The sequence below is a fragment of the Caldichromatium japonicum genome (assembly GCF_011290485.1).
In the GTDB taxonomy this organism is placed as follows: Bacteria; Pseudomonadota; Gammaproteobacteria; order Chromatiales; family Chromatiaceae; genus Thermochromatium; species Thermochromatium japonicum.
Genome location: NZ_CP048029.1, coordinates 1,702,850 through 1,728,604 on the forward strand (window position 1 = coordinate 1,702,850; position 25,755 = coordinate 1,728,604).

General features: G+C 60.2%; 30 protein-coding genes and 1 pseudogene. 16 read left to right on the top strand and 15 right to left on the bottom strand.

Annotated elements, in window-relative coordinates:
* Positions 1-10: 10 nt before the first annotated feature.
* The 3 genes from ligA to smc form a co-directional block, all read right to left on the bottom strand.
* Positions 11-2,029 carry an NAD-dependent DNA ligase LigA gene (ligA, locus tag GWK36_RS08350; RefSeq protein WP_166270757.1) on the bottom strand — a complete coding sequence of 673 codons (2,019 nt, stop codon included), beginning with the start codon at positions 2,027-2,029 and terminating at the stop codon, positions 11-13.
* Complete coding sequence (gene zipA, locus GWK36_RS08355) at positions 2,026-2,814, bottom strand: cell division protein ZipA (RefSeq protein ID WP_166270758.1); 789 nt, start codon at positions 2,812-2,814, stop codon at positions 2,026-2,028. The genes ligA and zipA overlap by 4 nt, the downstream gene beginning before the upstream one ends.
* An 87-nt stretch (positions 2,815-2,901) precedes the next feature.
* Entirely contained in the window at positions 2,902-6,408 is a 3,507-nt protein-coding gene (gene smc, locus GWK36_RS08360) for a chromosome segregation protein SMC (RefSeq protein ID WP_166270759.1), read from the bottom strand.
* A 168-nt stretch (positions 6,409-6,576) separates the two neighbouring features.
* Here smc and GWK36_RS08365 point away from each other — a divergent pair, with 168 nt between their 5' ends.
* From GWK36_RS08365 to GWK36_RS08380, 7 genes and pseudogenes are all read left to right on the top strand, one after another.
* Entirely contained in the window at positions 6,577-6,882 is a 306-nt protein-coding gene (locus GWK36_RS08365; RefSeq protein ID WP_166270760.1) for a hypothetical protein, read from the top strand.
* 141 nt (positions 6,883-7,023) lie between these two features.
* A complete protein-coding gene (locus tag GWK36_RS15410) occupies positions 7,024-7,185 on the top strand; it encodes a hypothetical protein (protein ID WP_246237494.1) in 162 nt (53 codons plus the stop codon).
* The gene (locus GWK36_RS15415) at positions 7,166-7,399 is read left to right on the top strand and encodes a hypothetical protein (protein ID WP_246237495.1); all 234 of its coding nucleotides are present in this window, start codon (positions 7,166-7,168) and stop codon (positions 7,397-7,399) included. The genes GWK36_RS15410 and GWK36_RS15415 overlap by 20 nt, the downstream gene beginning before the upstream one ends.
* 6 nt (positions 7,400-7,405) lie before the next feature.
* The gene (locus GWK36_RS15420) at positions 7,406-7,624 is read left to right on the top strand and encodes a transporter (protein WP_246237496.1); all 219 of its coding nucleotides are present in this window, start codon (positions 7,406-7,408) and stop codon (positions 7,622-7,624) included.
* A 65-nt stretch (positions 7,625-7,689) separates the two neighbouring features.
* Complete coding sequence (locus GWK36_RS16080) at positions 7,690-7,824, top strand: hypothetical protein (protein ID WP_425482746.1); 135 nt, start codon at positions 7,690-7,692, stop codon at positions 7,822-7,824.
* A 22-nt stretch (positions 7,825-7,846) separates the two neighbouring features.
* Positions 7,847-8,311 (top strand): transposase, encoded by a 465-nt coding sequence (locus GWK36_RS08375; protein ID WP_425482747.1) that lies wholly within the window; start codon positions 7,847-7,849, stop codon positions 8,309-8,311.
* A 104-nt stretch (positions 8,312-8,415) separates the two neighbouring features.
* A pseudogene (locus tag GWK36_RS08380) lies at positions 8,416-8,691 on the top strand (transporter); the annotation flags it as partial.
* Here the strand turns inward: GWK36_RS08380 and GWK36_RS08385 are convergent.
* Complete coding sequence (locus tag GWK36_RS08385; protein WP_246237497.1) at positions 8,660-9,601, bottom strand: lysylphosphatidylglycerol synthase transmembrane domain-containing protein; 942 nt, start codon at positions 9,599-9,601, stop codon at positions 8,660-8,662. The pseudogene GWK36_RS08380 and the gene GWK36_RS08385 sit on opposite strands and share 32 nt — an antisense overlap.
* A gap of 225 nt (positions 9,602-9,826) precedes the next feature.
* On the opposite strand from GWK36_RS08385, the gene rfbF reads away from it, so the two are divergent.
* Genes rfbF through GWK36_RS08400 form a run of 3 tightly spaced genes read left to right on the top strand, consistent with a single transcriptional unit; the run spans position 9,827 to position 12,545 of the window.
* Positions 9,827-10,600 (top strand): glucose-1-phosphate cytidylyltransferase, encoded by a 774-nt coding sequence (gene rfbF, locus GWK36_RS08390; protein ID WP_166272559.1) that lies wholly within the window; start codon positions 9,827-9,829, stop codon positions 10,598-10,600.
* Positions 10,561-11,703 (top strand): CDP-glucose 4,6-dehydratase, encoded by a 1,143-nt coding sequence (gene rfbG, locus GWK36_RS08395; RefSeq protein WP_166270762.1) that lies wholly within the window; start codon positions 10,561-10,563, stop codon positions 11,701-11,703. Before rfbF ends, rfbG begins: the two co-directional genes overlap by 40 nt.
* Positions 11,700-12,545, top strand: a complete 846-nt coding sequence (locus GWK36_RS08400; protein WP_166270763.1) for a sirohydrochlorin chelatase — start codon at positions 11,700-11,702, stop codon at positions 12,543-12,545. The genes rfbG and GWK36_RS08400 overlap by 4 nt, the downstream gene beginning before the upstream one ends.
* Here the strand turns inward: GWK36_RS08400 and GWK36_RS08405 are convergent.
* The 3 genes from GWK36_RS08405 to GWK36_RS08415 form a co-directional block, all read right to left on the bottom strand.
* Positions 12,542-13,501, bottom strand: coding sequence for a Gfo/Idh/MocA family protein (locus tag GWK36_RS08405; protein ID WP_246237498.1), 960 nt, complete (start codon positions 13,499-13,501; stop codon positions 12,542-12,544). The two genes, GWK36_RS08400 and GWK36_RS08405, sit on opposite strands and share 4 nt — an antisense overlap.
* A 19-nt stretch (positions 13,502-13,520) precedes the next feature.
* Entirely contained in the window at positions 13,521-13,697 is a 177-nt protein-coding gene (locus GWK36_RS08410; RefSeq protein WP_166270765.1) for a hypothetical protein, read from the bottom strand.
* Positions 13,698-14,026: 329 nt separating this feature from the next.
* A complete protein-coding gene (locus GWK36_RS08415) occupies positions 14,027-15,010 on the bottom strand; it encodes an IS5 family transposase (protein ID WP_166270766.1) in 984 nt (327 codons plus the stop codon).
* A gap of 273 nt (positions 15,011-15,283) precedes the next feature.
* Here GWK36_RS08415 and apaG point away from each other — a divergent pair, with 273 nt between their 5' ends.
* Positions 15,284-15,655, top strand: coding sequence for a Co2+/Mg2+ efflux protein ApaG (gene apaG, locus GWK36_RS08420; RefSeq protein ID WP_166270767.1), 372 nt, complete (start codon positions 15,284-15,286; stop codon positions 15,653-15,655).
* 7 nt (positions 15,656-15,662) lie between these two features.
* Entirely contained in the window at positions 15,663-16,496 is an 834-nt protein-coding gene (locus GWK36_RS08425; RefSeq protein ID WP_166270768.1) for a symmetrical bis(5'-nucleosyl)-tetraphosphatase, read from the top strand.
* A gap of 3 nt (positions 16,497-16,499) precedes the next feature.
* On the opposite strand, the gene GWK36_RS08430 is transcribed toward GWK36_RS08425, so the two are convergent.
* The 7 genes from GWK36_RS08430 to msrB all read right to left on the bottom strand — a co-directional run bounded on the left by GWK36_RS08430 (position 16,500) and on the right by msrB (position 21,651).
* Positions 16,500-17,024: a dihydrofolate reductase gene (locus GWK36_RS08430; protein WP_166270769.1), complete on the bottom strand. Its 525-nt coding sequence runs from the start codon at positions 17,022-17,024 to the stop codon at positions 16,500-16,502.
* Positions 17,025-17,033: 9 nt separating this feature from the next.
* Positions 17,034-17,402: a ribosome silencing factor gene (gene rsfS / locus GWK36_RS08435; RefSeq protein WP_166270770.1), complete on the bottom strand. Its 369-nt coding sequence runs from the start codon at positions 17,400-17,402 to the stop codon at positions 17,034-17,036.
* A 29-nt stretch (positions 17,403-17,431) separates the two neighbouring features.
* The gene (gene nadD / locus GWK36_RS08440) at positions 17,432-18,064 is read right to left on the bottom strand and encodes a nicotinate-nucleotide adenylyltransferase (protein WP_166270771.1); all 633 of its coding nucleotides are present in this window, start codon (positions 18,062-18,064) and stop codon (positions 17,432-17,434) included.
* A 47-nt stretch (positions 18,065-18,111) separates the two neighbouring features.
* Positions 18,112-18,267, bottom strand: a complete 156-nt coding sequence (locus tag GWK36_RS08445; protein ID WP_166270772.1) for a hypothetical protein — start codon at positions 18,265-18,267, stop codon at positions 18,112-18,114.
* A 47-nt stretch (positions 18,268-18,314) separates the two neighbouring features.
* The gene (locus GWK36_RS08450) at positions 18,315-19,772 is read right to left on the bottom strand and encodes an NAD(P)/FAD-dependent oxidoreductase (protein WP_166270773.1); all 1,458 of its coding nucleotides are present in this window, start codon (positions 19,770-19,772) and stop codon (positions 18,315-18,317) included.
* A 114-nt stretch (positions 19,773-19,886) separates the two neighbouring features.
* On the bottom strand, positions 19,887-21,161 hold the full coding sequence (locus GWK36_RS08455; RefSeq protein ID WP_166270774.1) for a glutamate-5-semialdehyde dehydrogenase: 1,275 nt from the start codon (positions 21,159-21,161) through the stop codon (positions 19,887-19,889).
* A 94-nt stretch (positions 21,162-21,255) separates the two neighbouring features.
* Positions 21,256-21,651, bottom strand: a complete 396-nt coding sequence (gene msrB, locus GWK36_RS08460) for a peptide-methionine (R)-S-oxide reductase MsrB (protein ID WP_166270775.1) — start codon at positions 21,649-21,651, stop codon at positions 21,256-21,258.
* Between the two features lie 81 nt (positions 21,652-21,732).
* On the opposite strand from msrB, the gene GWK36_RS08465 reads away from it, so the two are divergent.
* Positions 21,733-22,827, top strand: a complete 1,095-nt coding sequence (locus GWK36_RS08465; protein ID WP_166270776.1) for an EAL domain-containing protein — start codon at positions 21,733-21,735, stop codon at positions 22,825-22,827.
* Positions 22,828-22,908: 81 nt separating this feature from the next.
* Here the strand turns inward: GWK36_RS08465 and GWK36_RS08470 are convergent, their stop codons facing one another.
* Complete coding sequence (locus GWK36_RS08470; protein ID WP_166270777.1) at positions 22,909-23,328, bottom strand: SCP2 sterol-binding domain-containing protein; 420 nt, start codon at positions 23,326-23,328, stop codon at positions 22,909-22,911.
* 234 nt (positions 23,329-23,562) lie between these two features.
* Between GWK36_RS08470 and ubiG the strand changes: the two genes are divergently transcribed.
* From ubiG to GWK36_RS08485, 3 genes are read left to right on the top strand one after another with little or no spacing between them, the layout of a single operon-like run.
* Entirely contained in the window at positions 23,563-24,276 is a 714-nt protein-coding gene (gene ubiG / locus GWK36_RS08475; protein WP_166270778.1) for a bifunctional 2-polyprenyl-6-hydroxyphenol methylase/3-demethylubiquinol 3-O-methyltransferase UbiG, read from the top strand.
* A complete protein-coding gene (locus tag GWK36_RS08480) occupies positions 24,276-24,962 on the top strand; it encodes an HAD family hydrolase (protein WP_166270779.1) in 687 nt (228 codons plus the stop codon). Before ubiG ends, GWK36_RS08480 begins: the two co-directional genes overlap by 1 nt.
* A gap of 19 nt (positions 24,963-24,981) precedes the next feature.
* Positions 24,982-25,752: an SDR family NAD(P)-dependent oxidoreductase gene (locus GWK36_RS08485; protein WP_166270780.1), complete on the top strand. Its 771-nt coding sequence runs from the start codon at positions 24,982-24,984 to the stop codon at positions 25,750-25,752.
* The last annotated feature ends 3 nt before the right edge of the window (positions 25,753-25,755 follow it).

A 25,755-nucleotide genomic window follows, 5' to 3' on the forward strand; every position in this document is an offset into this window, starting at 1 on the left:
TTAAGAGAAGTCAGATAAAGTCCTCGATCAAGGATGCAAACCCGGCTTCATCGAGGACGGCTACCCCAAGTGCCTGGGCCTTGGCGAGCTTTGAGCCGGGGTTGGCGCCGACGATCAGATAATCGGTCTGACGCGAGACGCCGTCGCTCACCCGCGCGCCGAGGGACTCGAGCCGTGCCTTGATCAGCTCGCGCGGTTTGCTGAGTGTCCCGGTGATGACAAAGGTCTTGCCGGCGAGGGGCAAGGATGTGGATCCCACCGATGGGCCTTGCCTAGGCCAGCGGACGCCGGCAGTGATGAGATGGGCGATCGCCGCCCGGTTATGAGGTTCAACCATAAACCCGCGGATCTGGGCGGCGACCACAGGACCGATACCCTCGACCTGCATCAGGCTCTCTTCATCGGCAACCATCAGCTCCTCGAGATCTGGAAAGCGTTCGGCGAGGAGCCGTGCCGTGGTCTCGCCGACCTCGCGGATACCGAGGGCATAGATCAAACGCGCGAGGGTTGTCTCCTTACTGCGTTCAATGGCCGAGATGAGATTGGCTGCAGATTTATCGCCCATCCGCTCAAGTTCAGCCAGCTGTGCTTGCTGGAGGGTATAGAGATCCGCAGGTTCGCGCACCCAACCGAGATCGACCAGGCGGTCGATGAGCCTCTCACCCAGCCCCTGGATGTCCAGGGCGCGGCGCGAGGCAAAGTGCCGGATGGTCTCCTTGCGTTGGGCGGGGCACCAGAGGCCAGCGCTACAGCGGGCGATGACCTCGCCTTCGGGCCTTAGGACCTCGGCGCCGCAGACGGGGCAGTGGGTGGGTGGCTCGACCGGCTTGGACCCTAGAGGGCGATGTTCGGCGAGCACACGCACGATCTCGGGGATGACCTCGCCGGCCCGCCGCACAATCACCGTATCCCCCACCCGCACATCCTTGCGCCTGAGCTCATCAAAGTTATGGAGACTGGCGCGCGACACCGTCGCCCCAGCCACCTGGACTGGTCGCAAATTGGCTACCGGGGTGATGGCCCCGGTGCGCCCGACCTGAAACTCGATCGCTTCGACCACCGTCAAGGCTTCTTGCGCGGGAAACTTGCGCGCGATCGCCCAGCGCGGGTGATGGCTGGTGGTGCCGAGCGCCTGCTGGAGATCGATCCGGTCAAGCTTGAAGACCACCCCGTCGATGTCGTAATCCAGACCCTCGCGTCGGCTGCCGAGTTCGGCAAAATAGGCTCGACAGCCCTCCAAGCCCTCAACCAACCGCAGCTCGGGTGAGATCGGCAGGCCCCAGGCCGCCAGACGCTGCAACATGGCAAACTGGCTGATACCTGGATCAACAGACAGCTCGCCCCAGCCATAGGCACAAAAACGCAACGGGCGTTGGGCGACGATTCGAGGATCGAGCTGGCGCAGGCTGCCGGCGGCGGCATTGCGCGGATTGGCGAAGGTACGCTCACCGCGCCTGGCCAGCGCGCGATTGAGGTGCTCAAAGCCTGAGCGCGTCATATAGACCTCGCCGCGTACCTCGAGGACCTCCGGCCAATCGGTCCCCAACAAGCGCAGGAGGACACTAGGGATGGTGCGCGCATTGTGGGTCACATCCTCGCCCAAGGTCCCATCGCCGCGAGTGGCGGCCAAGGTAAGTGTCCCTCGTTCGTACCGCAGGCTCACTGCCAAGCCGTCGAGCTTGGGCTCAGCGGTATAGGGCACCGGCCCAAGCTCGGGGAAAGCGGCGCGGATGCGGCGATCGAACTCGGCAAGCGCCAGGTCATCCATGGCGTTGTCGAGCGAAAGCATCGGCACGCTGTGGCGCACCGTCGCAAGCTCAGGACGCGGCTCACCTCCGACCCGCTGGGTCGGCGAGTCTGCAGTCACCAAATCGGGATAGGCCGATTCCAGGGCCTTGAGCTCAGCGATCAGCTGGTCATACTCAGCGTCCGTGACCTCCGGATCGTCAAGGACATAATAGCGATGATCGTGATAACGGATCTCGGCGCGCAATGCCTCGATCCGCTGGAGGGCCTCGTCGCGGGTCACCGCGGTTTCACCCGCAGCCAGCGTTCCCCATGCGCCAGGACCGCCTGACGCAGCTCTTCCTCCTTATTGACCGTCAGCGGTTTGCGGTTTTCATCCAGGACATCGCCATTGAGGGTCATGGCCAGCTTGCGGGCGGTGGCGACCATCTCCTCGAAGATCGTCAGATCTTCGGGATCGCCCTCGAGTTGGGCAAAGAGCACCAGCCCCGGGGTCGAGAAGGATTCCATGTCATCGAGGGGAAAGGTGCCCGGCTTGACCATGTTGGCCATGCTGAAATAGACGCGGGTCTCGTCATCGAATTCATCGAAGCAGTGGAAGATGTCCATCTCGCCCGGATACAGCCCGCAGCTTGCGGCGATATCCAGGATCTCAGGGCCACGAAAGGGATAACGGCGCGCGCTGATGCTCAGTTGGATGAGGAGCGGCTCCGTGACCCTGGGCTCGCGGCGCAGCTTACTCGGTTTGGGCCTGGCCGCCGATGCCGTTGTCTCCATCGGCGCGACCTCGGGGGATGCGCCCGGGCGCTGGCGGTTAGCCGGCTGCGGCTGGGCAGGTGCAGGCTGGGATGTTTCATCAGTCTCAGGCGCACGTCCAATACGGGGTTCGCGGCGGGGGGGGGATAGATGGTCGGCGAAGGTCTCGCCGTCGAACAGGACATTATCGTCCGCATCGTCATCATCGAAGGCCCCTAGTTGACGCTCGCGATGACGCTCCCAGAGATAGAGGGCGAGGATCAAGATGACGCCGACAGCAATCAGGATCAGGCGGATAGTAGTGGCATCCATTCGGAATGCTGTATCGCTTTAGGGTTGATCATCAGGGCGTCAAGTATATACCCAATATCCGGCGAGTTTGCGCTGGGCAGCCGACCTTCAGCCGGATTGTCCAGCCAGACGCAGTGCCTCCTCAACATCGACGCTGACCAGACGCGATACCCCAGGTTCATGCATGGTCACCCCGATCAAATGCTGGGCGATCTCCATCGTCTGTTTGTTGTGGCTGACCAAAATCAATTGGACGCGATCCGACATGCTGCGCACCAGCTCACAAAACCGTCCGACATTGACATCATCCAAGGGGGCATCGACCTCATCGAGCATACAGAAGGGCGCTGGATTGAGTTCAAAGATCGCAAAGACCAGGGCCACTGCCGTCAGCGCTTTTTCACCGCCCGATAATAGATGGATGCTGGTATTGCGCTTGCCGGGCGGGCGCGCCATGACCATCATGCCGGTTTCGAGCAGATTGGCATCCGCCAGCTCCAAGGTTGCTTGACCGCCGCCAAAGAGCCGGGGAAAGAGGGATTGAAAAGACTGATTGACCCGCTCGAAGGTCTCTTTGAAGCGTTGCCGCGTTTCACGATCAATGGCGCGGATCGCCTGTTCGAGGGTGTGGAGTGCGCGGACGATGTCTTCGTATTGGGTATCCAGATACGCCTTGCGCGCCGCCTGTTCTTTGAACTCATCGACCGCAGCGAGATTAACCGGGCCTAAGCGTTGGAGCCGCCCCCGCACCTTGCTCAGCCGCTCGTTGATCTCTGTCTCGGTCACCTGGCGATCGAGCGTTTGCAAGATCTTCTGAGGATGAGCATCGGCGGCAGCCAATTGTTCTTCGAGGGCATGCTGGCGTACCAGGCGTTCTTGATGTTCCAGGCGCAGCGCCTCCAAGGCGCGTTGGCTGGACTGCATCTGTTGTTCGAGCTGTTGACGCAGACCTTCGTGCCTTCGGACCTCGGCCTCGAGTCGGTCCCGCTCTTGATGGGCTGCGATCAGCATCTGTTCAATCTCGTGCCTGCGCGCCCGCTGGGTCTCGAGATGTGCGCGTTGTTCAGCAAGCGGCGACTCGCCGGCATCCAAGTCAGCGCGTAGCTCAGCGCAGCGTATCATGAATTGTGCCTGACGGCCGATCAATTGTGCCTGACTCTCTTGGAGCGATGCCTGGGCCGCGCGCTTGGACTCGATGCGAATCCGCAATGCCTGGACCTGATCGCGCTGGGTGCGTTCAACCGCCCGCCCCTCAGCTAGCCGCATCCTGAGCCGGGCGCGCTGTTCCTCCAGCGACCCAAGCTGTTCACGCACACGTTCAACTTGGTGTAAACGATCAGCAAGCCGCGTGCGCGCCTCGGCCAACGCGCTCTGGGTGCTGGCCATCTGAGCTTCCAGCCTGGCCCGTTCATCCACTAAGGTTTGCCGGCGTTTTGTCTGATGATCGAGGTGCATTTGCACGGCGCGTAGTTCGGCCTGAAGCCTCGCCTGCTCGCGTTCGCGGGCAGCGATTGCGGCCTCAAGCGTCCGTCGCCGCTGTTCGCTGTCGGCGCGCGCCGCAAGCTGGGTCTGTTGCGCATGCAATAACCCTGACTCTTGCTCAAGCAGCGTCGCGAGGGCGGATTCGAGCACCGCGATCGCCTCGGCGCGGGCGATCATCCCACCTCTTTCGGCGCGGGCGGGGACGCGAATCCAGCAGCAACCGACCTCGATGCCCTCGGGTGTGACCCAGCGAGCGTTAGCCTCAAGATCGCGGCGGGCTGCCAGGGCAGCGCGCCAATGCTCTACAGTACGGACCGCTCCGATGACCATCCCCGCAGGCCAAGGGGCGCGGACGCAATGGCCAAGCCCATCGCCGGGATAGGGGGTTTCAACCTCCCGGCCCACCCGCTCGCACAGCATGAGACCCGGCGGTAGGTCCTCTGCCCCTTCAAGGACCTCATCGAGATCCTCAACCAGCACGCCCGTGAGGGCTGCGCCCAGGCAGGATTCGACCGCTTCCTCCCAACCTGATTCAACCTCTAGGCTCTCGATCAGGCGTGGCGCTCGATCTAGCCCCCTTGCCTTCAGCCAGGACTGGTCAGGTTGCCCATACTCGGCTAAAGCAGATTCCTGCAGGGCTCGCAGCGAGGCTAGGCGCCCCTTGTGCTCGCGGATCTGGGTGCGGACCTGGTCGAGGCTCTCATCGAGGGCCCTCAGTTCGGCCTCGCATCGTTCCCTGGACGCATGCACAGCGGTGCGTTCGGCGCTCAAGGCAACGACCTCGATCTCCAATGCCGCCGACTGCTTGGAGAGATCCTCGAGTGCATCGCTCAATCCTGAATCGGCTAGCTGTGCCCATTCAGCCTCGATCCGTTTTAAACCGACCCGTGCCTGTTCCAGGGTCTGCTCTAGGGCAGCCAGACGGATGCGTTCGGCATTGGCCTCATCGAGGGGTTTGGCGGCGGCGCGATTGTAAGCCTCCCACTCAGACTCACAGCGCTTGAGGTCTGCCTCCCAGGTCACGAGCGAGGCGAGGGTCTCGACCAATGCGGCCTCGGCGCATTCAAGGGCTGGTCCAGCCTCAGCCAACGCCTGAGCAAGTTCACCCAGACGTTCATTGTCACAGGCAATTTGTTGTTTGGATTGAGCAAGCTCTTGTTCAAGCCGTGCCAGTTCGGCCTCATACCGCCGACGCTCCTCGCCCGCAAAACGGAGCGACTGTTCGGCACGGGCGATCTCGGCCTCGATGCCATAAAGCTGCCCTTGAAGCGCATGGCAGCGCTCAGCTGCGGCGCGATGCTCGGATCGTCGGACACTGATCTCTGCATCCAGTGACTGTATCTCGGACTGGATGGCGGCAAGCGCGGATTCATCCTGGACCAGGCGTCGCTGGAGCTCCTGGCGCTCATGCTCAAGTGCCCGCCAGCGCAGTGCCTTGAGCGCCAGGTCCAAACGCACCTCTTCGGCACGCCACTGGGTATAGCGCGCGGCAAGTTCGGCCTGACGCTCCAGACGTGCAAGCTGTTTGTCCAGCTCCCAGCGCAGGTCATCGAGCCGTTCGAGGTTTTCACGGGTGTGACGGATCCGTTCCTCGGTCTCGCGCCTGCGTTCCTTGTATTTAGAGATCCCTGCCGCCTCTTCTAGAAACAGCCGCAGCTCATCCGGACGCGCCTCGATCAGACGCGCGATCATCCCCTGCTCGATGATGGCATAGGACCGCGGCCCAAGACCCGTGCCCAGAAATAGGTCTTGGATATCGCGGCGCCGACAGCGCGTGCCATTGAGAAAATAGACCGATTGACCATCGCGGCCGACCTGGCGTTTGACGGCGATCTGCTGGAAGGCCGCATATTCGCCACCTGCCCGCCCGTCGCTATTGTCGAAGATGAGTTCGATGCTGGCTAGGCTGACAGGGGGGCGATTGGCGCTGCCATTAAAGATGACATCGGCCATCGATTCGCCGCGCAATAGGCGCGCCGATGATTCACCCATCACCCAGCGCACTGCATCGATGAGATTGGACTTACCGCAGCCATTTGGCCCCACAATGCAGACCAGATTGCTTGGAAAATGTACTACGGTCGGATCGACGAATGATTTAAAACCGGCAAGCTTAATGCGTTCCAGTTTCATATCTCTTAGCTCAACCCGGTCTTGCCCGATGATGCGACCTCCGGCGCAAGGATCGCTTGACAGCAGCAAAAATCCAGTTTTTCCAATCTTTTCATGATAAAAATATTTTGAAACAAAAATTATAAAATAATGAAATAACCAAATATCAAGACAAAGGAGGGTGAAACCATGATGACTGAGCTGCTTCGAATCGGCTGTATCTTCTATGAAGATTTATCGGCGGACCCCAGGATCGAGTCGGCGTTGTTCAGCGACCATTTCCTTACTGAAGACGAGTTTGTCGCCAGATATACCAAAATCATTCAGCAGCGTTACGCAACAGTGATGCGTCTGGATTTAAGTCATAATGAGGCGTCATTCTTCGCGAGTTGCATCTGGCATTATCTCAAGACATTGGACACGGTAAATGGACAAATAATCAAGGTATCACCCTGCTGCCTACAAAAGGTTTTCAGAAAAAATATCGGCCTCTGACACCCTGACGGCCTCAAAGCAGGGCATTACACGCCTTTGGATCACCGCTCGCCAGGGGTCGCCCCAATGCGGATACTATCGCCTGCCCAAGGTAAGGCGCCGTGTTATTCTAAACCTTTCAGCAATCACAAGAGGTCATCGATGCGCCTTAGGATCCTAGCTCCAGTCTTCGCCCTATTGGCAGGCACCTTTGCCCCGCTGTCCCTGGCCTATGACCTGCCAGCAATCAACCTGGGTTTTACCAGCTTTCTCAACGGCGGACCGCCTGCCGGCCCCGGCTGGTATGCCCAGCAGTACATCTAGTTTTATCGCGCAGGTCGGCTCAAGGACGCCGACGGTTCGCGGCTTAGAGAAGGCTGAGCTCGATCTCAACATAAGTCTCACCCAGCTGCTCTATGCCTCGGATCAAGAGGTCCTGGCAGGGGGCAAATGGGATCTGAACCTGATGGTACCTGTTGTGGACTCGATCTCGATCCAGGCGACGACCTGGCCCTTTCGGTCACCAGTGGGAATCTAGGGGACCTTGCTGGTCGGACCCTTCTTGCAATGGGACCCGGTCATGGGTCCAAATGGGCCGCGTTTCATGCAGCGGATCGAGTTACAGATACTCCTGCCGACCGGCGCCTATAACCCTGATCGTGCCATCAATCCAGGGAGCAATGTCTTTTCATTCAACCCCTATTGGGCAGCAACCCTATTCCTCAGCCCACAATGGACGCTCTCCTGGCACCTACATTCTTGATAAGAAACACATGCTTTTGAAATTGAGTGAGCTGTCCTGATGTCGTGGGCATGGAAAGACGAGACATGAGATTGCTGTCGTTTGCGGCGCGCGAAGAGCGGCGGCGTAGCTGGACGTATGAAGCGATAGGCGCGCAGAGGGGATTGTTGGGCGCAGGGGTGTTCGACATCTGCAAAGGCTATGGGCGCGAAGGGGCCTAAGGACAAGGGGGGTGGGTGCAAGGTGGGTGAGAAGCGGGCGCTGTTGGCGATCAAGACGCCCGAGATTCGCGTCACGCACCGTCGCGAAGGCCTGTCGGTGATCTCGACGCTGACCAACCGCGGCAAGGTGCCTTGGAAGGCGTTCGCGGGGGCGATGAACGCCGACATCCTGATCGACTTCATGAAGCGGCTGGTCAAGGACGCCAGGGGCAAGAAGATCTTCCTCATCCTCGACAACCTGCGCGTGCATCACACCAAGCCGGTCAAGGCCTGGCTGGCTGCATGCGCCAATCAAATCGAGGCCTCCTCCCTCCCCCCCTACAGCCCAGCACTGAACCCCAACGAGATGCTCAAGGCCACCATCACCGCGCAGGCGCCCTCCCGCGCCAAGGGCGATCTGAAGAAGGCGACCGTCAGCCACCTGCGCCGCCTTCTCAATTCCCCCCAAACGCATCATGCGCTACTTCCAGCATCCCAAGCTCCATGATGCCGCGTAATACAAGTTCATTGGTTTCGGATCAATATCTCTGAAATGCCGAAAATCATGACCCCTATCGCGGCCTCAACGCCGACGACAGTCAAGCAGGTCAAGCAATTCACCTGAACCTGGCGAGCGCCTATGAGGTCATCCCCAACCGCCTGCGGTTGGGGAGCAACGGCTATTATCTCAAACAGATCAGCGACAGCCGGGTCGATAGCAGGTCGATCGCAGACAGTAAGGAGCAGGTCTTGGGTTTAGGCCCAGGGTTGGTCTATCACCTGTCCAAACACGACCATCTCTTCGCCAACCTCTATTGGGAGACCCTGGCCGAAAACCGGCCCGAAGGGACGCGCTTCAATCTGCGCTATGTCCATCATTTCCAGTGAGCGGGGATTGCGGGGCCGGCAATAACAGGCCCAGCGCCCCGAGCACCAGGGTGCTCCCTAGCAGAAAGAGATGCAGGTGGACCGCGGCGGCGAGCGCCAGGCGCGGCTCGATCCCAAGCGGCACGAGCGCCGCCACTGCAGCGAGTTCATAGCTCCCCGTCCCCGCGATCCCATGCACCGGTAGGACGCTGGACAGCTCGGCGCCCATGACCCCCACGAGCAGCCGCCAGGTCTCGATCGGCAGAAAGAAGCGAAGCAGGCTGGTAAAGGCGATAAACTTGAGTCCCCAGATCAGTGCCGTCCAGACATACAAGCGCAGGATCGACCAGGGGTTTCGGGGGGTCGATTGCAGGAACTGTCGGATCGGTCCACGCAACCTGCCCGATCCGACCAAGACTGCTGACTCGCCGAGTTTAGAGATCGGGATCAAGACGCCCAAGCCGCCAAGCCACAAGCCCCCCCCAACCCACCAGATCCAAGAAGAATGGCTGAGCTCCAGGATCAGGAACCCAAGCAAGACCAAAAAATGCAGATCCAAGACTCGCAGCCATAGGAGCGATGCCGCGGCAACGACAAGGCCGTACCCGAAATAGCGGCGCATCAGCCAGGGAAAGACCAGCTCCCCTAAACGCATTGGCAAGAGATTATTGGCGGCGTTGTGGAGCAGGGTCAGGCGCAGTACCGGAGTAAAGCGGTCTCTGAGCCCAAAATAATCCCTCACCCGCACCGCCCGCAGCCCATAGCTTGCAGCGGTTAGAACAAACAACCAGAGCAAAAGCCCAGCCGAAAGCTCGCGCCAGGGGGCAAGCAGTTGCCGCCAACCGACCGCCTGCTCGACAATGAGCACCAAGACAACGAACAACAGGCCACCGATTAGCCAGTTGGACCAGCGGCCTAAAGCCGCCGGCACTCCTCTAAGCGCCTTGCCGGATGCAAATCGAGGCAATCGTTGATCGGTTTCCACGATTGACAAAAGGATGGTCTATCTCAAAAAAATCCAGCTGACGACCTTGCTCGATCAAACTTTATTCATAGCAATAGGCAGGCGAATTGATCCAGCCCGGGTCTGAACCTGGCGCTGTTCGACCCCTGCGATGCCGACTAGACCTGAGTCATGCGCGCCGAAGAAACCTCAATCAAGGCCGTGATCCTCGCCGGTGGATTTGGGACCCGAATCGCCGAGGAGTCGCATCTAAAGCCCAAGCCCATGATCGAGATCGGCGGGATGCCGATCCTGTGGCATATCATGAAGCTTTATGCCCATCATAATGTCACCGACTTTATCATCTGCTGCGGTTATAAGGGTTATGTGATCAAGGAATATTTCGCCAATTATTTCTTGCACATGTCCGACGTGACCATCGATCTGGCCCAGAATCGGATCGAGGTACATCAGCATCATGCCGAGCCCTGGCGGGTGACGCTGGTCGATACGGGACTGTATTCGCAGACGGGAGGCCGTTTGAAGCGGGTTGCTCCCTATCTCGCCGATCAGGAGCTTTTTTGCTTTACCTACGGCGATGGCTTGAGCGATCTGGATATCAGCGCGCTGATTGCCTTTCATCGGTCCCACGGGCAGTTGGCGACCATCACCGCCGTTCCGGCACCAGGCCGCTATGGTGCCCTCGATCGCGAGGGGGCCGTGGTGACCGGTTTTCGCGAGAAGCCCTTGGGCGGCGAGGGTCTGATCAATGGCGGCTTTTTCGTGCTCTCGCCGCGTTGCCTCGACCTGATCGAGGGCGATCAGACGAGCTGGGAGGCCGAGATCCTGCCCCAACTCAGCGCTCAACGTCAATTGATGGCTTTTGAGCATCAGGGTTTCTGGCAGGCGATGGATACCTTGCGCGACAAGAATCATCTGGAGGCCCTATGGAACTCGGGCCAGGCGCCCTGGAAGCTCTGGTTGTGAATCCGGAGTTTTGGTCTGGCCGGCGCGTCCTGGTTACCGGGCATACGGGCTTTAAGGGCAGCTGGCTGACGCTCTGGCTGCATGAGCTGGGCGCTATGGTCAGCGGCTATGCCCTGAAGCCGCCGACCGAGCCCAATCTATTCACCGTCGCGCGCCTTGAATCCTGTCTGATCCAGCATTGCATTGGCGATGTGCGCGATCTGGCGGCGCTCACTCAGGCCATGCACTCTGCCCAGCCCGAGGTGGTCTTTCATCTCGCCGCCCAGCCCCTGGTTCGTTTGGCCTATCGCGATCCAGTTGCAACCTATGCCGTCAATGTCCTGGGCACAGTGCATCTCCTCGAGGCAGTGCGCTGCTGTCCGAGCGTGCGGGCCGTGGTGGTGGTGACCTCCGATAAATGCTATGAGGATCGTCGTTGGGCATGGCCCTATCGGGAGAACGACCGGCTCGGCGGTCATGAACCCTATGCGGGCAGCAAGGCGGCGGCTGAGCTCGTTGTCCACACCTATCGCCATGCCTTTCTCTCCCCCTCTAGGGTCGCGGTGGCCAGCGTGCGCGCGGGTAATGTCATCGGCGGCGGCGACTGGGCGGAGGATCGTCTGCTACCGGATATCCTGCGCGCGAGCGCTGCCGGGGTTGCTGTGCGCCTGCGCTCGCCCCAGGCGATACGCCCCTGGCAGCATGTCCTCGAGCCCCTAGCCGGTTATCTCCTCTTAGCCGAACGTCTGTATCGAGATGAAGGCAATTGGGCCAGTGCCTGGAACTTTGGGCCAGACCCCATCGATCACTGGCCCGTCGAAAGGGTGACATCCTGGTTATGCGAGCGCCTGGGGTGTACATGGGAAAGCGACGCGGACCCCCATCCGCGCGAGACCCATCTGCTCAGTCTCGATAGCAGCCAGGCGCGGCTGCATCTGGGCTGGGCCCCACACTGGTCCCTGGAGAAAGCCCTGGAACAGACCCTTGCCTGGTATCAGGCCTGGCGCAGAGGGGCCGATATGCAGGCACTCAGCCGGCAACAGATCCGTGACTATCAGGCATCCCAGACCCCGCTCTCGCAAACCAGGGCAAGCCGGATGGCCAACCCAAGCGAGACATCATGAACAAGATCGCGCCTGCCTGCCCATCGCGGGCGATCCTGTTGGTGGATAACGGCTCAAGCCGCCCCGAATCCACCCTGAGCCTACGCCGGATCGCCAGCCAGCTGGCGGTACGGATCGGCCAACCGGTGCAGCCCGTTTCGCTGCTGCATGCCGAGTGCATCCCCGCCGCCCAGCTCGGCGGTCAGCCCGCCGAGATCCTTGAAGCTGCCTTGCACCGTCTGCTGTACGATGGGGTACGGGAACTCATCATCCTCCCGCTCTTCTTCGGGCGTAGCGCTGCCCTGACCCAATTCATCCCCGAGATGGTCAGCCGCCTAGTCGCCCAGCGAGGTCCAGTCGAGCTGACCATCGCCCCTGAGCTCTGTCCCTTGCCTCCAGGCGAGCCCCTGCTGGTTGAGATCCTAGCCGACCAGGTCGGGGCAACGATGCAAGCGGCGGGGATCATCCCCCAGCGGGTGGTGCTGGTCGATCATGGCTCGCCGCTTCCCCAAGTGACAGCGGTACGCCACTGGCTTGCTGGAAGATTGCGCCTGCGCTTCTCTGCGCAGACCGAGCTCATCGAGGCCGTGATGGAGCGCCGCCCCGGGCCGGAATATGACTTTAATGGCCCCTTGCTCGAGGAGATACTCGAGAGGCTCGCCGCGCAGGACGCCCAAATACCGATCGTCCTGGCGATGCTCTTTATCTCTCCAGGGCGCCATGCCGGACCCCATGGAGACATCGCCCAGATCTGTGCCCGGATCAAGGCGCGTCATCCCAGCTTGCCCATTCTGATCTCGCCTTTGGTCGGTGAGCACCCGACCCTGATCGAGATCCTCGCCCAACGCTTTGCCGCGCTCTAGGCGCTGGCGGCTAGGATAAGATCCCGCACCTCAAGAGCGACCTCAAGCGCCCTCAGTCCTGCCTCGCCATCGACGACTGGCTGCCCACCGGTACGCACTACTCGCACAAAATCGGCAAGCTCGAGATCCAAGGGTTTGACGGGTTCGATCTGCAGGCGCTGGCGCAGGATCTCTGGACGACTGCCGCCGGTTACGGGATGCAATTCAGCAACATCCAAGGTCTGTTTAATGAAGTCGAGCGATAGATAGCCGCAGGGTTGGAAGACGCGAAAGCGCCTTGTAGTCTGATCCGAGACCCGGCTTGCCACCAGGTTGGCCACCGCACCATTGGCAAACTCGATCCGCGCATTGGCGATATCGATGTGCTCGGTCAACACCGCTGCACCAATGGCCGAGATGCGATGGATGGGGGTCCCAACCAGGCTCAGGATGATATCGAGGTCATGGATCATCAGGTCTGAGACCACATCCACATCGGTCGCGCGCTCAGAGAAGCTGCCCATGCGCTGGGCCTCGATATAGCGCGGGGTGGTGATCCGTTGGGCGAGAGCCATGACCCCGGCATTGAAGCGCTCGACATGACCGATTTGCAGGATCGCCCCGTGTTTACGCGCCAGGGCGACGATCATCTCGCCCTCGGTGCGGGTCGCAGCGATGGGCTTTTCAAGCAAAACAGCCACACCCTGCTCCAAGAAAGGCCGGGCAACCGAGAGATGCGCGGTCGTAGGAACGACCACGCTGACGGCATCGACCCGATCGATGAGCACCCCCGGGTCGCCATACACTGGACAACCCACCTCGGCGGCAACTGCAGCAGCGCGCCCGGCATCGGTATCGACGATGCCGACGAGCTCGACCTCAGGCAGACGCGAATAGATCAGGGCATGGAAACGGCCCAGATAACCGACGCCGATGACCGCTACGCGCAATCGCTCGACCTGGAGAGATGCCGCCACCGGCATGGGCCTTCGCTTTTCAGCTGCCGACGCCGGCGGCTGTAGTGAGGCTTGGTTGGACCGCCATCTCGCCCCGATCGGCGGGGACGAGGAAGAGGAGCTGATAACTGATGGTTGCAGTCAATCCCAGAAACACAAAGACCATCAACAACATCAGTGGATCGGGCCTCCGGCGAAGCCGCTTCCGATACATCATCCCGCCGACCTCTAAAACCAATCAGACTCTGTCTATATTCTACCGCGAACCCCGCCCCCGACAAGGCGACACGCCTTGGCCTATCAGGGCAATCGCAGGAATGTTGAGATTGTAGAGATCTTAAGATCGTTGTTCACGCGCAAGGTATGACTAGTGGCTATTCACTGGGGGGCACCTCGAATAACCCACTATTTTGATGGGACCCGGTCAAAGCGCGATGCCACTGACTGAATCCGGCTCAACTTCCTCAACAAATCGCTGCTTTTTCAAGCAGCGTTGCCCGGTTTTTACCCCGAAGTGGGCGGTGGCCATTCGGCCCATGTTGGGCGTTATGCGGGCACGATGCCCACTCGCTGGAAGAACGCCAGTCGCTTCAGATTGTAGCAGGCCGCCATCATCGTCATCGCAAAGTTGGCACGCGCTTGACCAATGGTGCGGATCAGTTTGCCGCCCATCTGCGCAATGGCCGCAAACACATGTTCAACACAGGCTCGTGTCTTCGCAATGCCATGGTTGCGCCGCTGCTGCGCTTCAGACAGCGGCTTGTTCCGATAGCCGTTCGCTTTCAGCCAGGCTTCTCGTTCCTCGCACGGATAGCCTCGGTCGGCAAAGACCTCCCGGCTGGTGTTGGCCGGGTCCATGACCGCCTCAAAGTGCTGGCTGTCGTGGGTGCTGGTGGTGTCGGTGACGATCTTGCGGATGAATTTGTACCTCTTGTCGACGTTCACCGTGAGCTTGTAGCCATAGTGGCTCTTGCCATGCTTCTGGCGCCGCTTGACCGGCTTCCAATCCGCGGGCATGGCGTCTTCGTTCAGCGGTTCCTTGGCGTCCTTGGTGAAGTGCTGCCGGGGCGCGGGGACCCGCGTGGCGTCGATGATCTGCCCACCCCGGGCGATGAAACCCTTCTTGAGCAGTTGCGCGCTGAGGCCATCGAAGATGGCTTTGGCGCCGGCTTCGCCGATCCGGTTCTCAAACACCCACACAGTCGTCCGGTCAGGAATGTTGGCGGCTTGGGCCAGACCACAGAAGCGCTTGTAGCTCATGCGGTCCAGCAATTGATACTCCATCTGCTCGTCAGACAGGTTGTACAGCCGCTTCAAGACCAGAATGCGCACCATGGTTTCAGCGGGGAACGGTGGCCGGCCACCTTGCAGACTCACCGAGCGCGGGGCCATGCGGTCAACTTCCAACGCCAAGGCTTCCAAGTCGATGGCGCCTTCTATCTCAACCAATGGATCGCCCAACTTGTCGATCTTCTCCCGCTGTTGGCAGTCTGCAAACAGGTCCGTCTTGATGGCGGGGCGCTTCTTCATGGCGGTCAGGTCGGCTGGAATTCAGGTGACGGCAAGTTTATTCCGGCAAAGGGCTGATCAAGGTTTTTCGAGGTGCCCTGGGGAATGAGCGTAAGGACGACATCCAGGCCTGCCGCCTGATCGCTTTGACCTCCGACGATGACCGCGCTGAGCCCCTTGGGCTCGGGTGATGCATACGATTGCCCTGCTTAGGCCAGCATCGTTCAACGCGCCTCCATCCTATTCGCGTTATCATGATCGATATCCATCCAAACATCCTCCGAGAGATGGCGCATGAGCGACTATCTCATCAGTGTTTCGGCACAGAGCCAATATCAACCCGACCAATCCGCGCCTGAAGAACAGCGTTATGTCTTTGCCTATACGATCACGATCGAGAATCGCGGCACCAAGGCGGCGCGGCTGATCGACCGGCATTGGATCATCACCGATGCCAACGGTCAGGTGCAGGAGGTCCACAGTCAAGGGGTGGTCGGCAAACAGCCCTATCTCCAACCCGGCGAATCATTCAGATATGCCAGCGGGGCGATCTTGGCAACGCCATTCGGCAGTATACATGGCTATTACGGAATGCTCGGGGATGATGGCACCCGTTTTGAAGCCATGATCTCAGCCTTTTCCCTGACTTCTAGACCGCTGCATTGAACCGTCTATGGCCATCTATGCCATCGGCGACGTCCAGGGGTGCGATGCCGAGCTTTGTCGTCTGCTTGAGCACATTGCCTTCGATCCGACACAGGATCGTCTGTGGTTTACGGGCGATCTGGTGAATCGCGGCCCGGACTCATTGGCGGTATTGCGGCGAGTGCGCGCCTTGGGCGACAGGGCCGTGGTGGTGCTCGGCAATCATGACCTGCATCTGTTGGCCGTGGCTGCCGGCAATCTCAAACATGCCGACTCCAGTCTCCAGCCGATCCTGCGCGCGCCGGATTGCGACGACCTACTCGCCTGGCTGCGTCACCGCCCCCTACTCCATCACGATCCAGATCGCAATATAACCCTGGTCCATGCGGGACTGCCGCCGCAGTGGGACCTGGCCCAGGCCCAAGCATGCGCCCAAGAGCTAGAGGCGGTCTTACACAGCGACGGCTATCCCGATTTTTTGCGCGCCATGTATAGCAATGAACCAGCGCGCTGGTCGCCAGGATTAAAGGGTCTCGATCGGTTGCGCTTCATCGCCAATAGCTTGACCCGATTGCGTTTTTGTACGGCGGACGGGGGTTTGGCGCTCAAGGAAAAAGGACCCCTCGGTAGCCAGCCGCCTGGCGTTCTGCCCTGGTTTGCCGTTCCAGGCCGACGCAGCCAGGCCCTGCGCATCGTCTTCGGACACTGGTCGACGCTCGGCTATTGGAGCGGGGCGAACGTCTGGGCCATCGATAGCGGCTGTGTCTGGGGCGGAGCGCTCACGGCGCTTCGCCTTGACTGTTGGCCACCCTGCCCGCTCCACATCCAGTGCCCAGGCTATGCCCGCCCCGGCGCAGACTGACGCCTACAGGGGGGGATGAGGCTGCCCCGCATCGATCCGCACTAGCTCTACAAAGGTCATGGCGTAACGGTTATAGGCATCAGCAGGGTGTTCTGAGCGTCTAACCTCGCGCCATTGCGCTGGGTCCCAGGGCGGAAAATAGACATCGCCTTCGACTCGCGTATGGACAAGCGTGAGATACAGCGCCTGGGCTAAGGGTAGGGTTTGAGCATAGATCATCGCCCCGCCGATGACCATGAGCTCAGGTGCAGCGGTAGCGGCGATCGCCTCGGCGATCGAGCCAAAGACCTCAGCGCCTGGGACGCGATAACTCGGATCGCGCGAGATGATCAGATGGCGGCGGCACGGCAATAGACCCGGCAGGGATTCCCAGGTGCGCCGCCCCATCAGGATAGGTTTGTCGAGGGTTAGCGATCTGAAATGAGCCAAATCCGCGGGCAGATGCCAAGGCAAGGTATTGGCGCGTCCGATTGCTCCCGCTTCGTCTAGCGCAGCGATCAAGGCGATGCGGGGCATGGATGGCGACATGGGTGCGCCTCAACAGGCTGAGACCAGGGCACCCGCCCGTGTCCCTGGCAGCGATGCTGGTGCCGACCAGAGGCGTTCGAGGTTGTAGAAATCGCGCACCTTGGGGAGCATGACATGGACGACCACGCCATTGAGATCGACCAGGGCCCATTCGCCTTCTGCCAGCCCCTCGGTGCCAAGCGGTGGCTCACCGGCGTCTTTGGCCCGAAAGGCGATGGTCTCGGCGATGGCCTTGACATGGCGATCGGAGGTGCCCGAGGCGATGATCATATAATCGGTGACGACGGTCTTGCCGCGCACGTCGATGACCTGCACATCGCGCGCCTTCATCGTATCCAGGGCCTCTAAAACAAGTTCTCTCAATTGTTCCAGTTGCATATCTCTCTCGTTAGGATGATCTGGCACCTTCATGGAAGGTAGAGCCGTTCATTGTTGATATAACCAAGTACGGTATCAGGCAGCAGGTAGCGCGGGCTTAAACCTGCGGCGATCAGGGCGCGGATCTGGGTGGATGAGATCGCAAGGGGGGTCATGGCGTACAACAGGATCGATCCACTAGGATGCAGCGCCAATTCTCGTGAATCTTGACAAGCCCGCTCGCGATATAGATCCGCTAAGGCGGTATCGGTCAACGGCGGGTATCCCGGACGATGCATGACCACGAGGTGGGCAAGCCGAAGGATCTCGAGCGGGCGGTACCAACTCAAAAACCCCGCATAGGCATCAGACCCGAGCAGCAGGCAGAGGGGGCGGGATCCGCCTATCTCAGCCCGCAATGAAGCCAGGGTGTCATAGGTATAGGATGGACCTGAACGTTTGAATTCGCGCAGGTCGAGTATAAAGCGCGGCTCGCCGGCCAATGCAGCCTCCAACATAGCCGCCCGTTGCCTGGGAGAGGCAACGGGCGGCGGACGATGGACTGCTGTCTTGAGCGGGATAAACCGGATCTGATCGAGCCGCAATTGCTCAAGACATTCGAGCGCGGCCCTGAGATGCCCATGATGGATGGGATCGAAGGTGCCGCCAAAGATGCCGATCATCGGTTTGCATCAGGGCCCGCTAGGCGGGCGTCTGAGGCTATACCCATTCACCGATGCGATTTCATCAAGAGCTTAAAGATCTTGAAGTTGATGATCCAGAACCGGATGAATTGCCAGACCAGGAATTGACGCATGAAGCGTGTCGAAGCGGTTGGGATCGGCGGATAATAGGCCTGCTGATAGGGTTCTCGATTCTTAACCATGATCGTTGTCATTCCTGATTGCATCTGATCTCACAAGCCGCGCTGTCTCAATCGGGGAGAATCGACCAACCTGGCTGCAGCTTGGCCTGATAGATAAAGACATGATGCAAAAGATATTTCATCCAGTGTCCAGCCAGTCCGATCTCGCCAAAGGTTAGATCCATGTCCCGCCCATATTCGGGATAGGTCTCATAGTCGGGCACGACAGGAAAGACCGTTATGGTCGCGGCACTACCCTTGAACATATCCATACCGGTCGAGGCCACGCAGGCGGCACCCATCTCGGCCATGGAGGCCGTATGTTTCAATTCCCGCGCACCGTTGAGTAGATCGCGGATGTTTTTTGCCACCGCCTTACCGATGGTCGCCGAGGGCATCCCCGTGCGCGGCGGGGTCGGGCTGATCTGGGTGCCATTCGGACTCTTCATCACCTTACTGATCGGGTGCGGCGGGGCGAAGGCAATGCCGATGGCATAGATATTCGGATACAAGGGGTTATGATAGGTCCGCGGCCAATCGGCCTTGTCCCATTCCTCATACGGTTTGGGAGTGTAATCGGCATCGACCTTCATAAAGCCATTGGGCGCAAAGAGTTTGTCGGTGATGTCGGTGCCGGCTTTATCATAAGCCTTGAGGCCCACACCGGCAAAGGGCGGGATCAGCATCGAAAAATCAAACTCAAGCTCATGGAAACTGCCGTCGAGCAGTTCGTAATGGATCTTGCCCGGTTCGACCTTGGTCACTGCCGCTCGGGTAATCCAATCGATACCACGTTCGGCCATCAATGACTCGGCAAAGGTCTTGCCATTGATCACATAGCCATTGCGGGTGATATGCACCCCGCCCATGCCGAAATCGCCGAGCTCGTACTCATTGCTGATCCAAATCAGACGCCCGCGCTCACGCACCCCAGCCTTACGCAAGGCGTGATCGACGTTATAGATATATTCGAACGCCGCTCCCTGGCAAGTGCACATACCATGCCCGGTACCGATGACGAAGGTCTTGGTGGCACCCTGTTTCATCGCCTGGATGCAGTCTTGCAGGTGGGCATTGGCCTGAAGGGCATGCTCGACCGTGCAGACCGAATGCGTATGACCTTTCTCCGGGCCTAGACCAGGGGTGGCATCGAAATTGAGCTTGGGGCCGGTGGCATTGATCAGAAAGTCATATTCGATCTCGGCCCGTTCGCCTTCGCGTCTAGGGAGGGTATATTCGATGGTCACAAAGGGTTTTTCATGACCTTCACCGCCTTCGGGATGGATCGAAAGCGCCCGCGCCTGATAGAAACTGACATTGGCCTTTTGATAGATCGGCGCAAGCTCAAAGTTCACCTCTGATTCACCCATTTGACCGACTCCCACCCAGATATTGGAAGGTATCCAATTCCATTTGGCTTTGGGCGAGACTACGACGACCTCATGTTTTTTACCGACCCATTTACCCAGATAACGGGCGGCTGTATGACCTGAGATACCTGCACCTAAGATCACGATACGTGCCATATTGAAGACTCCTCAATCTATTTGGTGATAATCGCCTCGGCCTGGGGTCCGTGCAGCCAGTATTATTCCGAGGATTTTCGCTTGATATTGGGCAAATAAGCAGATCCTGTGGGCTTATACCCGGACGTCGCCATTGCCCAAGACGATGAACTTCTGCGAGGTCAGGCCCTCGAGGCCCACCGGCCCGCGGGCATGCAACTTATCGGTGCTGATCCCGATCTCGGCACCCAGGCCGTATTCAAAACCATCGGCGAAACGGGTCGAGGCATTGACCATCACCGAGCTCGAATCCACCTCGCGCAAGAAACGGCGGGCACGCCCATAGTCTTCGGTCACGATGGCATCGGTATGGGCCGAACCGTGTCGGGCGATATGCTCGATCGCTGCGTCCAGGCCATCGACCACGCGGATCGAGAGGATGGGCGCTAGATACTCGGTATCCCAATCGGCGTCGGTGGCCGGGATGATCTCAGGCAAGATAGCGCGGGTACGCGGGCAGCCGCGCAACTCTACCCCCTTCTCGCGATAGGCCGCGGCTAGACGCGGCAGGATGGCCTGGGCAACGGCGACATCGACCAGGAGTGTCTCCATGGTGTTACAGGTGCCATAACGCTGGGTCTTGGCATTTAGGGCAATCGCGAATGCCTTTTCGAGATCGGCATATTCATCGATATAGACGTGACAGATCCCATCGAGGTGCTTGAGCACCGGCACCCGCGCCTCGCGACTGATCCGCTCGATCAGACCCTTACCGCCGCGCGGGATGATGAGGTCGATCCATTCAGGCATGGCGACCATGATGCCTACCGCCGCCCGATCCGTGGTGGCGACCGTCTGCACACCGTCTTCGGGGAGCTTGGCGCTCATCAGCCCCGCCTGGATGCAGCGGGCGATGGCCTGATTCGAGGCGAACGACTCAGAGCCGCCGCGCAGGATGACAGCATTGCCCGACTTGATACACAAGGCCGCAGCGTCAGCGGTCACATTGGGACGCGATTCATAGATGATTCCGATCACCCCGAGCGGCACGCGCATGCGCCCGACCTGGATGCCGCTGGGCCGGTAATTGAGATCGGTGATGGCGCCCACCGGATCGGGCAGGGCCGCGACCTGTTGCACCCCTTCGATCATGGCATCGATACGCACCTGGGTGAGCTCGAGGCGGTCCAGCAAGGCAGCATCCAGGCCCTGAGCAGAACCGGCTGCGAGATCGCGCTGATTGGCCTCAATGATAGCGGCACGCTGCTGGTCGAGCCGCCCGGCGATCGCATGTAGGGCATGGTTTTTGGCCGCAGTGCCGGCGCGGGCCAGCTCACGGGCCGCCGCCCGGGCGCGGCGCCCCAGCTCTTGCATATAGGCAGAGATATCCTGGATCGGAGAATCGATCATGTACGCATCAACCCGTCACGGTTACCAGCCATACCGAAAATCATGCCATGAATCAACGCCTCTTTGACAGACCGACAGACCAGGGGCTCCTAGGTCAGCGCGACTCAAACTCCAGGGCAATAGAGTTGATACAATATCTTAAACCCGTGGGCTGGGGGCCATCGGGAAAGACATGACCCAGGTGGGCGCCGTAGGCGCTGCATTGCACCTCAAGGCGATGCATCCCATAACTGAAATCATCCCGTCCCACCAGCGCCTCAGGCGCAATGGGTTCCCAAAAGCTGGGCCAGCCAGTTCCGGAATCGAACTTGGCCGTTGAGGCAAACAGGGGTGCCCCGCAGCAGCCACAGCGGTAGATGCCTTGCCCCTTGAAATCATGGTACTGTCCGCTGAAAGGCGGCTCGGTGCCCCCCTCGCGACAGATGCGATACCGTTGGGGAGATAATTCGGCGCGCCATTGCGCCTCGCTCTTGACAATACGGTGTGTCATGCCGCTTGCCCTCGATCGACCTTGAACCCTAATGATTCTAGGAGGTAGCACCTTGAACCCTAATGATTCTAGGAGGTAGCCGTGGCCACCAAAGCCTGGTTTCTTGAAGGATATATCGGCGATTCCAAGGTCATGCGCCGCATCCGGCTCGATAACTTCCCATTTCGCGTGGGTCGGCAGGAGGGATTTCCGTTCCGCCTCGATATGGGGGGCGTGTCGCGCAATCATGCCGAGTTTATCGAGTCGGGCGACGACGGTCTGATCCTGCGCGACCTCGGCTCGACCAATGGCACCTATGTCAACCGCCAGCGTCTGACCGAACCCGCCGTGGTGCACGAAGGGGACATCATCCATTTCGCCGACCAGGAGTTCCGTCTGATGGCACTCGCCATCCAGACCGCCTCGGATCTCGATCGTACCCAGATCGGCATCGATAACCTGCCTAAGAAGCTGCCGCAAGGCGCACGCGAATTCCAGCAGATGTTGATCAGCGGTGCGGTCGGGGTCGCCTTCCAACCGATCGTTGAGGCCGATGGCCGCATCTTTGCCTTTGAGCTGCTCGGACGCGGCGCCTTTCCTGGGTTGCCGAGCGCCCCCTATCCGCTGTTTCAGATCGCAGAAAGCCTGGAGCTCGAGGTCCCGTTCAGCGACCTGCTGCGCCGGCGGGCGGTTGAGCTTGCCGCTAGCCTCGACCCGACGGGGCGTTTTTTCTTTAACATCCATCCGCGCGAGGTCGAGCAGACGGATCGTTTGCTGGCGAACCTCACCGAGCTGCGCCAGCGCTTTCCCACCCCGCGCCTGGTGCTCGAGATCCACGAGGGTGCGATCACCAAGGGACCGACGATCCACCGCATCCGCGACCATCTCAACCAGTTGGATATAGGTCTGGCCTATGATGACTTCGGGGCTGGCCAGGCACGCCTGCTGGAGCTGACCGAGGTTCCGCCCGACTACGTGAAATTCGATATGGCCCTGATCCAGGGCATCGATCACGCCCCTGAGACCAAACGCCACATGCTCAAGCTGTTGCAAGACCTACTCAACGATCTGGGGGTCCAATCCCTGGCCGAAGGGGTCGAGACCCCAGAGGAGTTCGAGATCCTGCGTGCCCTAGGTATCTCCCTCTTCCAAGGCTATCTCTTTGGCAAACCCAGCAATACCCTTGCCATTAAATAAACCCCCTCGTGATGCTCTGTGTCTCCGACAGAGCGGGACCCGTTGTCCGGCAGGTCCCGCAGGGGATGGATGAGACCCGTACTACTTGAGCTCGTCGGTTTCGAGTTGCTGCATAAGGCTAAAGTTCTTGATAAAAGGACCGGCCATGCGCGGGTCCTTGAGGATCGCTTTGTAATCCCCGGCCTTGAACTTGAGCTTACCGGTAGCAAATGCCGTCCCCATGCCCATCATGCTGATCCCATCCGCAACCCACTTGAGCCAGTCCTTGAGATCGGCGCGCATGTCCCAATTGGGGGCTGGGTCGCTCTCGGACCAGGCGCCGGCGCGTACGCACTGGCCATTCTCGACGACGAAGGTTGCGCGCGGATGTTCCTCATCCTTAAAGCCGTAGCAGATGACCGAGTTGAAGCCGATCTCGGCGAGCTTACCGCTGACCTCGGGCTCATTGTTCCAGGCATCCTTGTATTGTTTCATCCATTCCTCGGAAAACAGTGCAGCCATGATGGTTCCTCCAGGGTGATGTCGCAGAGTGAAGGGGATTGCGCGGTGCCTCATACACCTGCGCAGCGATCGATTTTAACAGATCCCTTACGCCCAGGGTCTAAGGAAACAAAGACATGAATGACAGAACCGCCCGCATACTAGAGGCTGCGGATTCGCCCCTGGTCCCGTGCGTTCAGCATGGCGCAGAGGGGTTACAATAGCCATCTCTCAGTCATCGAGATCCCTGGAAACATGAGTGAAGCGAGCCCCAATGTCGATCCCGCCGAGGTGCGCAAATTCGACGCCCTGGCCATGCGCTGGTGGGACCCAGATAGCGAGTTCAAGACCTTGCATGACATCAACCCGCTGCGTCTGGACTATATCCAACGCGGCGCCGGGGGGCTGACAGGCAAACGGGTGCTCGATGTCGGTTGCGGCGGCGGGATACTCGCCGAGGGACTGGCCCAGCGGGGGGCGCAGGTCGTGGGGATCGACCTCGGCGAGATGCCCCTGCGCATCGCTGAACTCCATCGCCTCGAAAGCGGCGTCGAGGTCGAATACCGGCGCATCGCGGTGGAGGCATTGGCCGCCGAGCAGCCGGCATCCTTCGATGTGGTCACCTGTATGGAACTCCTCGAACACGTCCCCGATCCGGCCTCGGTGATCGCGGCCTGTGCCCGCTTGGTGCGACCAGGCGGCAAAGTATTCCTTTCGACCCTCAATCGCACCTTCAAGGCCTATCTCTTGGCGATCCTGGGGGCCGAGTATCTCCTCGGGATGCTGCCGCGCGGGACCCATGACTATGCGCGTTTCATCCGCCCCGCCGAGCTTGCGGCCTGGGCGCGACAGGCCGGTCTGTTGCTCACCGCTATGACGGGCCTGGTCTATAACCCCCTGACTCGCACCTATCGGCTGGCGGCAGGTCAGCTGGACGTGAACTATCTAGCAACCTGCGTGCGCCCGTGATGATCTATCCGACGGACTCTGGGCCCTTGATCCTCTTCGACCTGGATGGGACCTTTGCCGATACCGCCCCCGACATGGCAGCGGCCTTGAACCTTTTGCGGCAATGGCATGGTCATGGCCCCCTCTCCTTGGCGCGCATTCGCCCCTATGCCTCGCATGGGGCGCCGGGGATGCTCAAGATCGGCTTCGGCGTGACTCCCGAGGACCCGGTCTTTGAACCCCTGCGTCAGGAATATCTGCGGATCTATGAGACCATGCTAGTCGAGGACAGCGCGCCCTTTCCCGGCATGCCCGAGCTAGTGGAGATATTTGAGGCACGTGGCCTGCCCTGGGGGATCGTGACCAACAAATCGAGCGCTCTGGCAAGACCCCTGTTGGAGAAACTCGGTTTTCTGGAACGCACCCATTGCTTGGTCTGCGGTGATACGACGCCGCGCCCCAAGCCACATCCCGATCCGCTGCTCTATGCCTGCGATCTTCTTGGGGTCGCGCCAGGGAACAGTTGGTATGTCGGTGATACCGAACGCGATATCCAGGCGGGTCTAGCCGCAGGGATGCGGACGCTGGCTGCCCTGTTCGGCTATCTCGGACCAGACGAGGATCCGCGCCGCTGGGGGGCGCATGGCTTGATCCGGCACCCACTCGAGGTGCTCGACTGGCTGGCCGAGACATCCCCGAACCCTTAACCATCGGCGAGAGTTTCTCATGTTTAACAGTCTCTCTCCCCAGTCCCTTCAAGACCGCGTCATCCTGGTCACCGGCGCCCTGGAAGGCCTGGGGCGCGCCGTCACCTTGGCCTGTGCCGCTGAGGGTGCGAGCGTGATCCTGTCCTCTTTCCAGGAAAAGGACCTCGAACCGGTCTATGACCAGATCATCGAGCGGGGGTATCCAGAACCGGCGATTCTGCCACTGGATCTCGAGCAGGCGGGGGAGGCCGAATACATCGCTGCCGCCGACCGGATCGGCGAAGCCTTCGGGCGGCTTGATGGCCTGGCCCAGTGTGCGGCCTTCGCCCCTTATCTCAGCCGCATCGATGATTACGATGTCTCCGAATGGGAGCGGGTGCTCAAGATCAACCTCACCGCCCCCTTTACGCTGATCCAGGCCTGCTTGCCGTTGCTGCGTCTGTCCGAGGACGCCGCCATTGTCCTGACCTCGGACCGCGTCGGGCACAAAGGCCTGGCCTACTGGGGTGCCTATGCTGCAGCCAAGTTCGGGACCGAAGGGCTGATGCAGGTCTTGGCCGATGAGTTGCGCGGTTCAAGCCGCATCCGGGTCAATAGCCTCGACCCCGGAATCCTGCGCACTGCCTTGCGCGCCAACCTCTATCCAGGCGAAGACCCCAGCCATCATCCATTACCCGAGACCGTCGCCTGGGCCTATGTCCAGCTCCTGGGGCCAGAGGGTCGGGGCTTCATGGGGCAGGCCCTGCGGATCGAACAAGACCGGCTGGTCCCCTGGACTGCCTGCAGCTGAGCC

Coding starts and splice junctions, on each gene's coding strand:
- zipA (WP_166270758.1), bottom strand. CDS start 2,814: ATGGATGCCACTACTATCCGCCTGATCCTGATTGCTGTCGGCGTCATC.
- GWK36_RS08415 (WP_166270766.1), bottom strand. CDS start 15,010: ATGAAGAAGCGCCCCGCCATCAAGACGGACCTGTTTGCAGACTGCCAA.
- GWK36_RS08430 (WP_166270769.1), bottom strand. CDS start 17,024: ATGTCGCCATCCATGCCCCGCATCGCCTTGATCGCTGCGCTAGACGAA.
- nadD (WP_166270771.1), bottom strand. CDS start 18,064: ATGATCGGCATCTTTGGCGGCACCTTCGATCCCATCCATCATGGGCAT.
- GWK36_RS08445 (WP_166270772.1), bottom strand. CDS start 18,267: ATGGTTAAGAATCGAGAACCCTATCAGCAGGCCTATTATCCGCCGATC.
- GWK36_RS08485 (WP_166270780.1), top strand. CDS start 24,982: ATGTTTAACAGTCTCTCTCCCCAGTCCCTTCAAGACCGCGTCATCCTG.
- GWK36_RS15415 (WP_246237495.1), top strand. CDS start 7,166: ATGCCCAGCAGTACATCTAGTTTTATCGCGCAGGTCGGCTCAAGGACG.
- GWK36_RS08470 (WP_166270777.1), bottom strand. CDS start 23,328: ATGGCTGCACTGTTTTCCGAGGAATGGATGAAACAATACAAGGATGCC.
- apaG (WP_166270767.1), top strand. CDS start 15,284: ATGAGCGACTATCTCATCAGTGTTTCGGCACAGAGCCAATATCAACCC.
- GWK36_RS08455 (WP_166270774.1), bottom strand. CDS start 21,161: ATGATCGATTCTCCGATCCAGGATATCTCTGCCTATATGCAAGAGCTG.
- GWK36_RS08400 (WP_166270763.1), top strand. CDS start 11,700: ATGAACAAGATCGCGCCTGCCTGCCCATCGCGGGCGATCCTGTTGGTG.
- GWK36_RS08365 (WP_166270760.1), top strand. CDS start 6,577: ATGATGACTGAGCTGCTTCGAATCGGCTGTATCTTCTATGAAGATTTA.
- GWK36_RS08450 (WP_166270773.1), bottom strand. CDS start 19,772: ATGGCACGTATCGTGATCTTAGGTGCAGGTATCTCAGGTCATACAGCC.
- rfbG (WP_166270762.1), top strand. CDS start 10,561: ATGGAACTCGGGCCAGGCGCCCTGGAAGCTCTGGTTGTGAATCCGGAG.
- GWK36_RS08410 (WP_166270765.1), bottom strand. CDS start 13,697: ATGATGTATCGGAAGCGGCTTCGCCGGAGGCCCGATCCACTGATGTTG.
- GWK36_RS08425 (WP_166270768.1), top strand. CDS start 15,663: ATGGCCATCTATGCCATCGGCGACGTCCAGGGGTGCGATGCCGAGCTT.
- rsfS (WP_166270770.1), bottom strand. CDS start 17,402: ATGCAACTGGAACAATTGAGAGAACTTGTTTTAGAGGCCCTGGATACG.
- GWK36_RS16080 (WP_425482746.1), top strand. CDS start 7,690: ATGAGATTGCTGTCGTTTGCGGCGCGCGAAGAGCGGCGGCGTAGCTGG.
- GWK36_RS08480 (WP_166270779.1), top strand. CDS start 24,276: ATGATCTATCCGACGGACTCTGGGCCCTTGATCCTCTTCGACCTGGAT.
- smc (WP_166270759.1), bottom strand. CDS start 6,408: ATGAAACTGGAACGCATTAAGCTTGCCGGTTTTAAATCATTCGTCGAT.
- ubiG (WP_166270778.1), top strand. CDS start 23,563: ATGAGTGAAGCGAGCCCCAATGTCGATCCCGCCGAGGTGCGCAAATTC.
- GWK36_RS15410 (WP_246237494.1), top strand. CDS start 7,024: ATGCGCCTTAGGATCCTAGCTCCAGTCTTCGCCCTATTGGCAGGCACC.
- msrB (WP_166270775.1), bottom strand. CDS start 21,651: ATGACACACCGTATTGTCAAGAGCGAGGCGCAATGGCGCGCCGAATTA.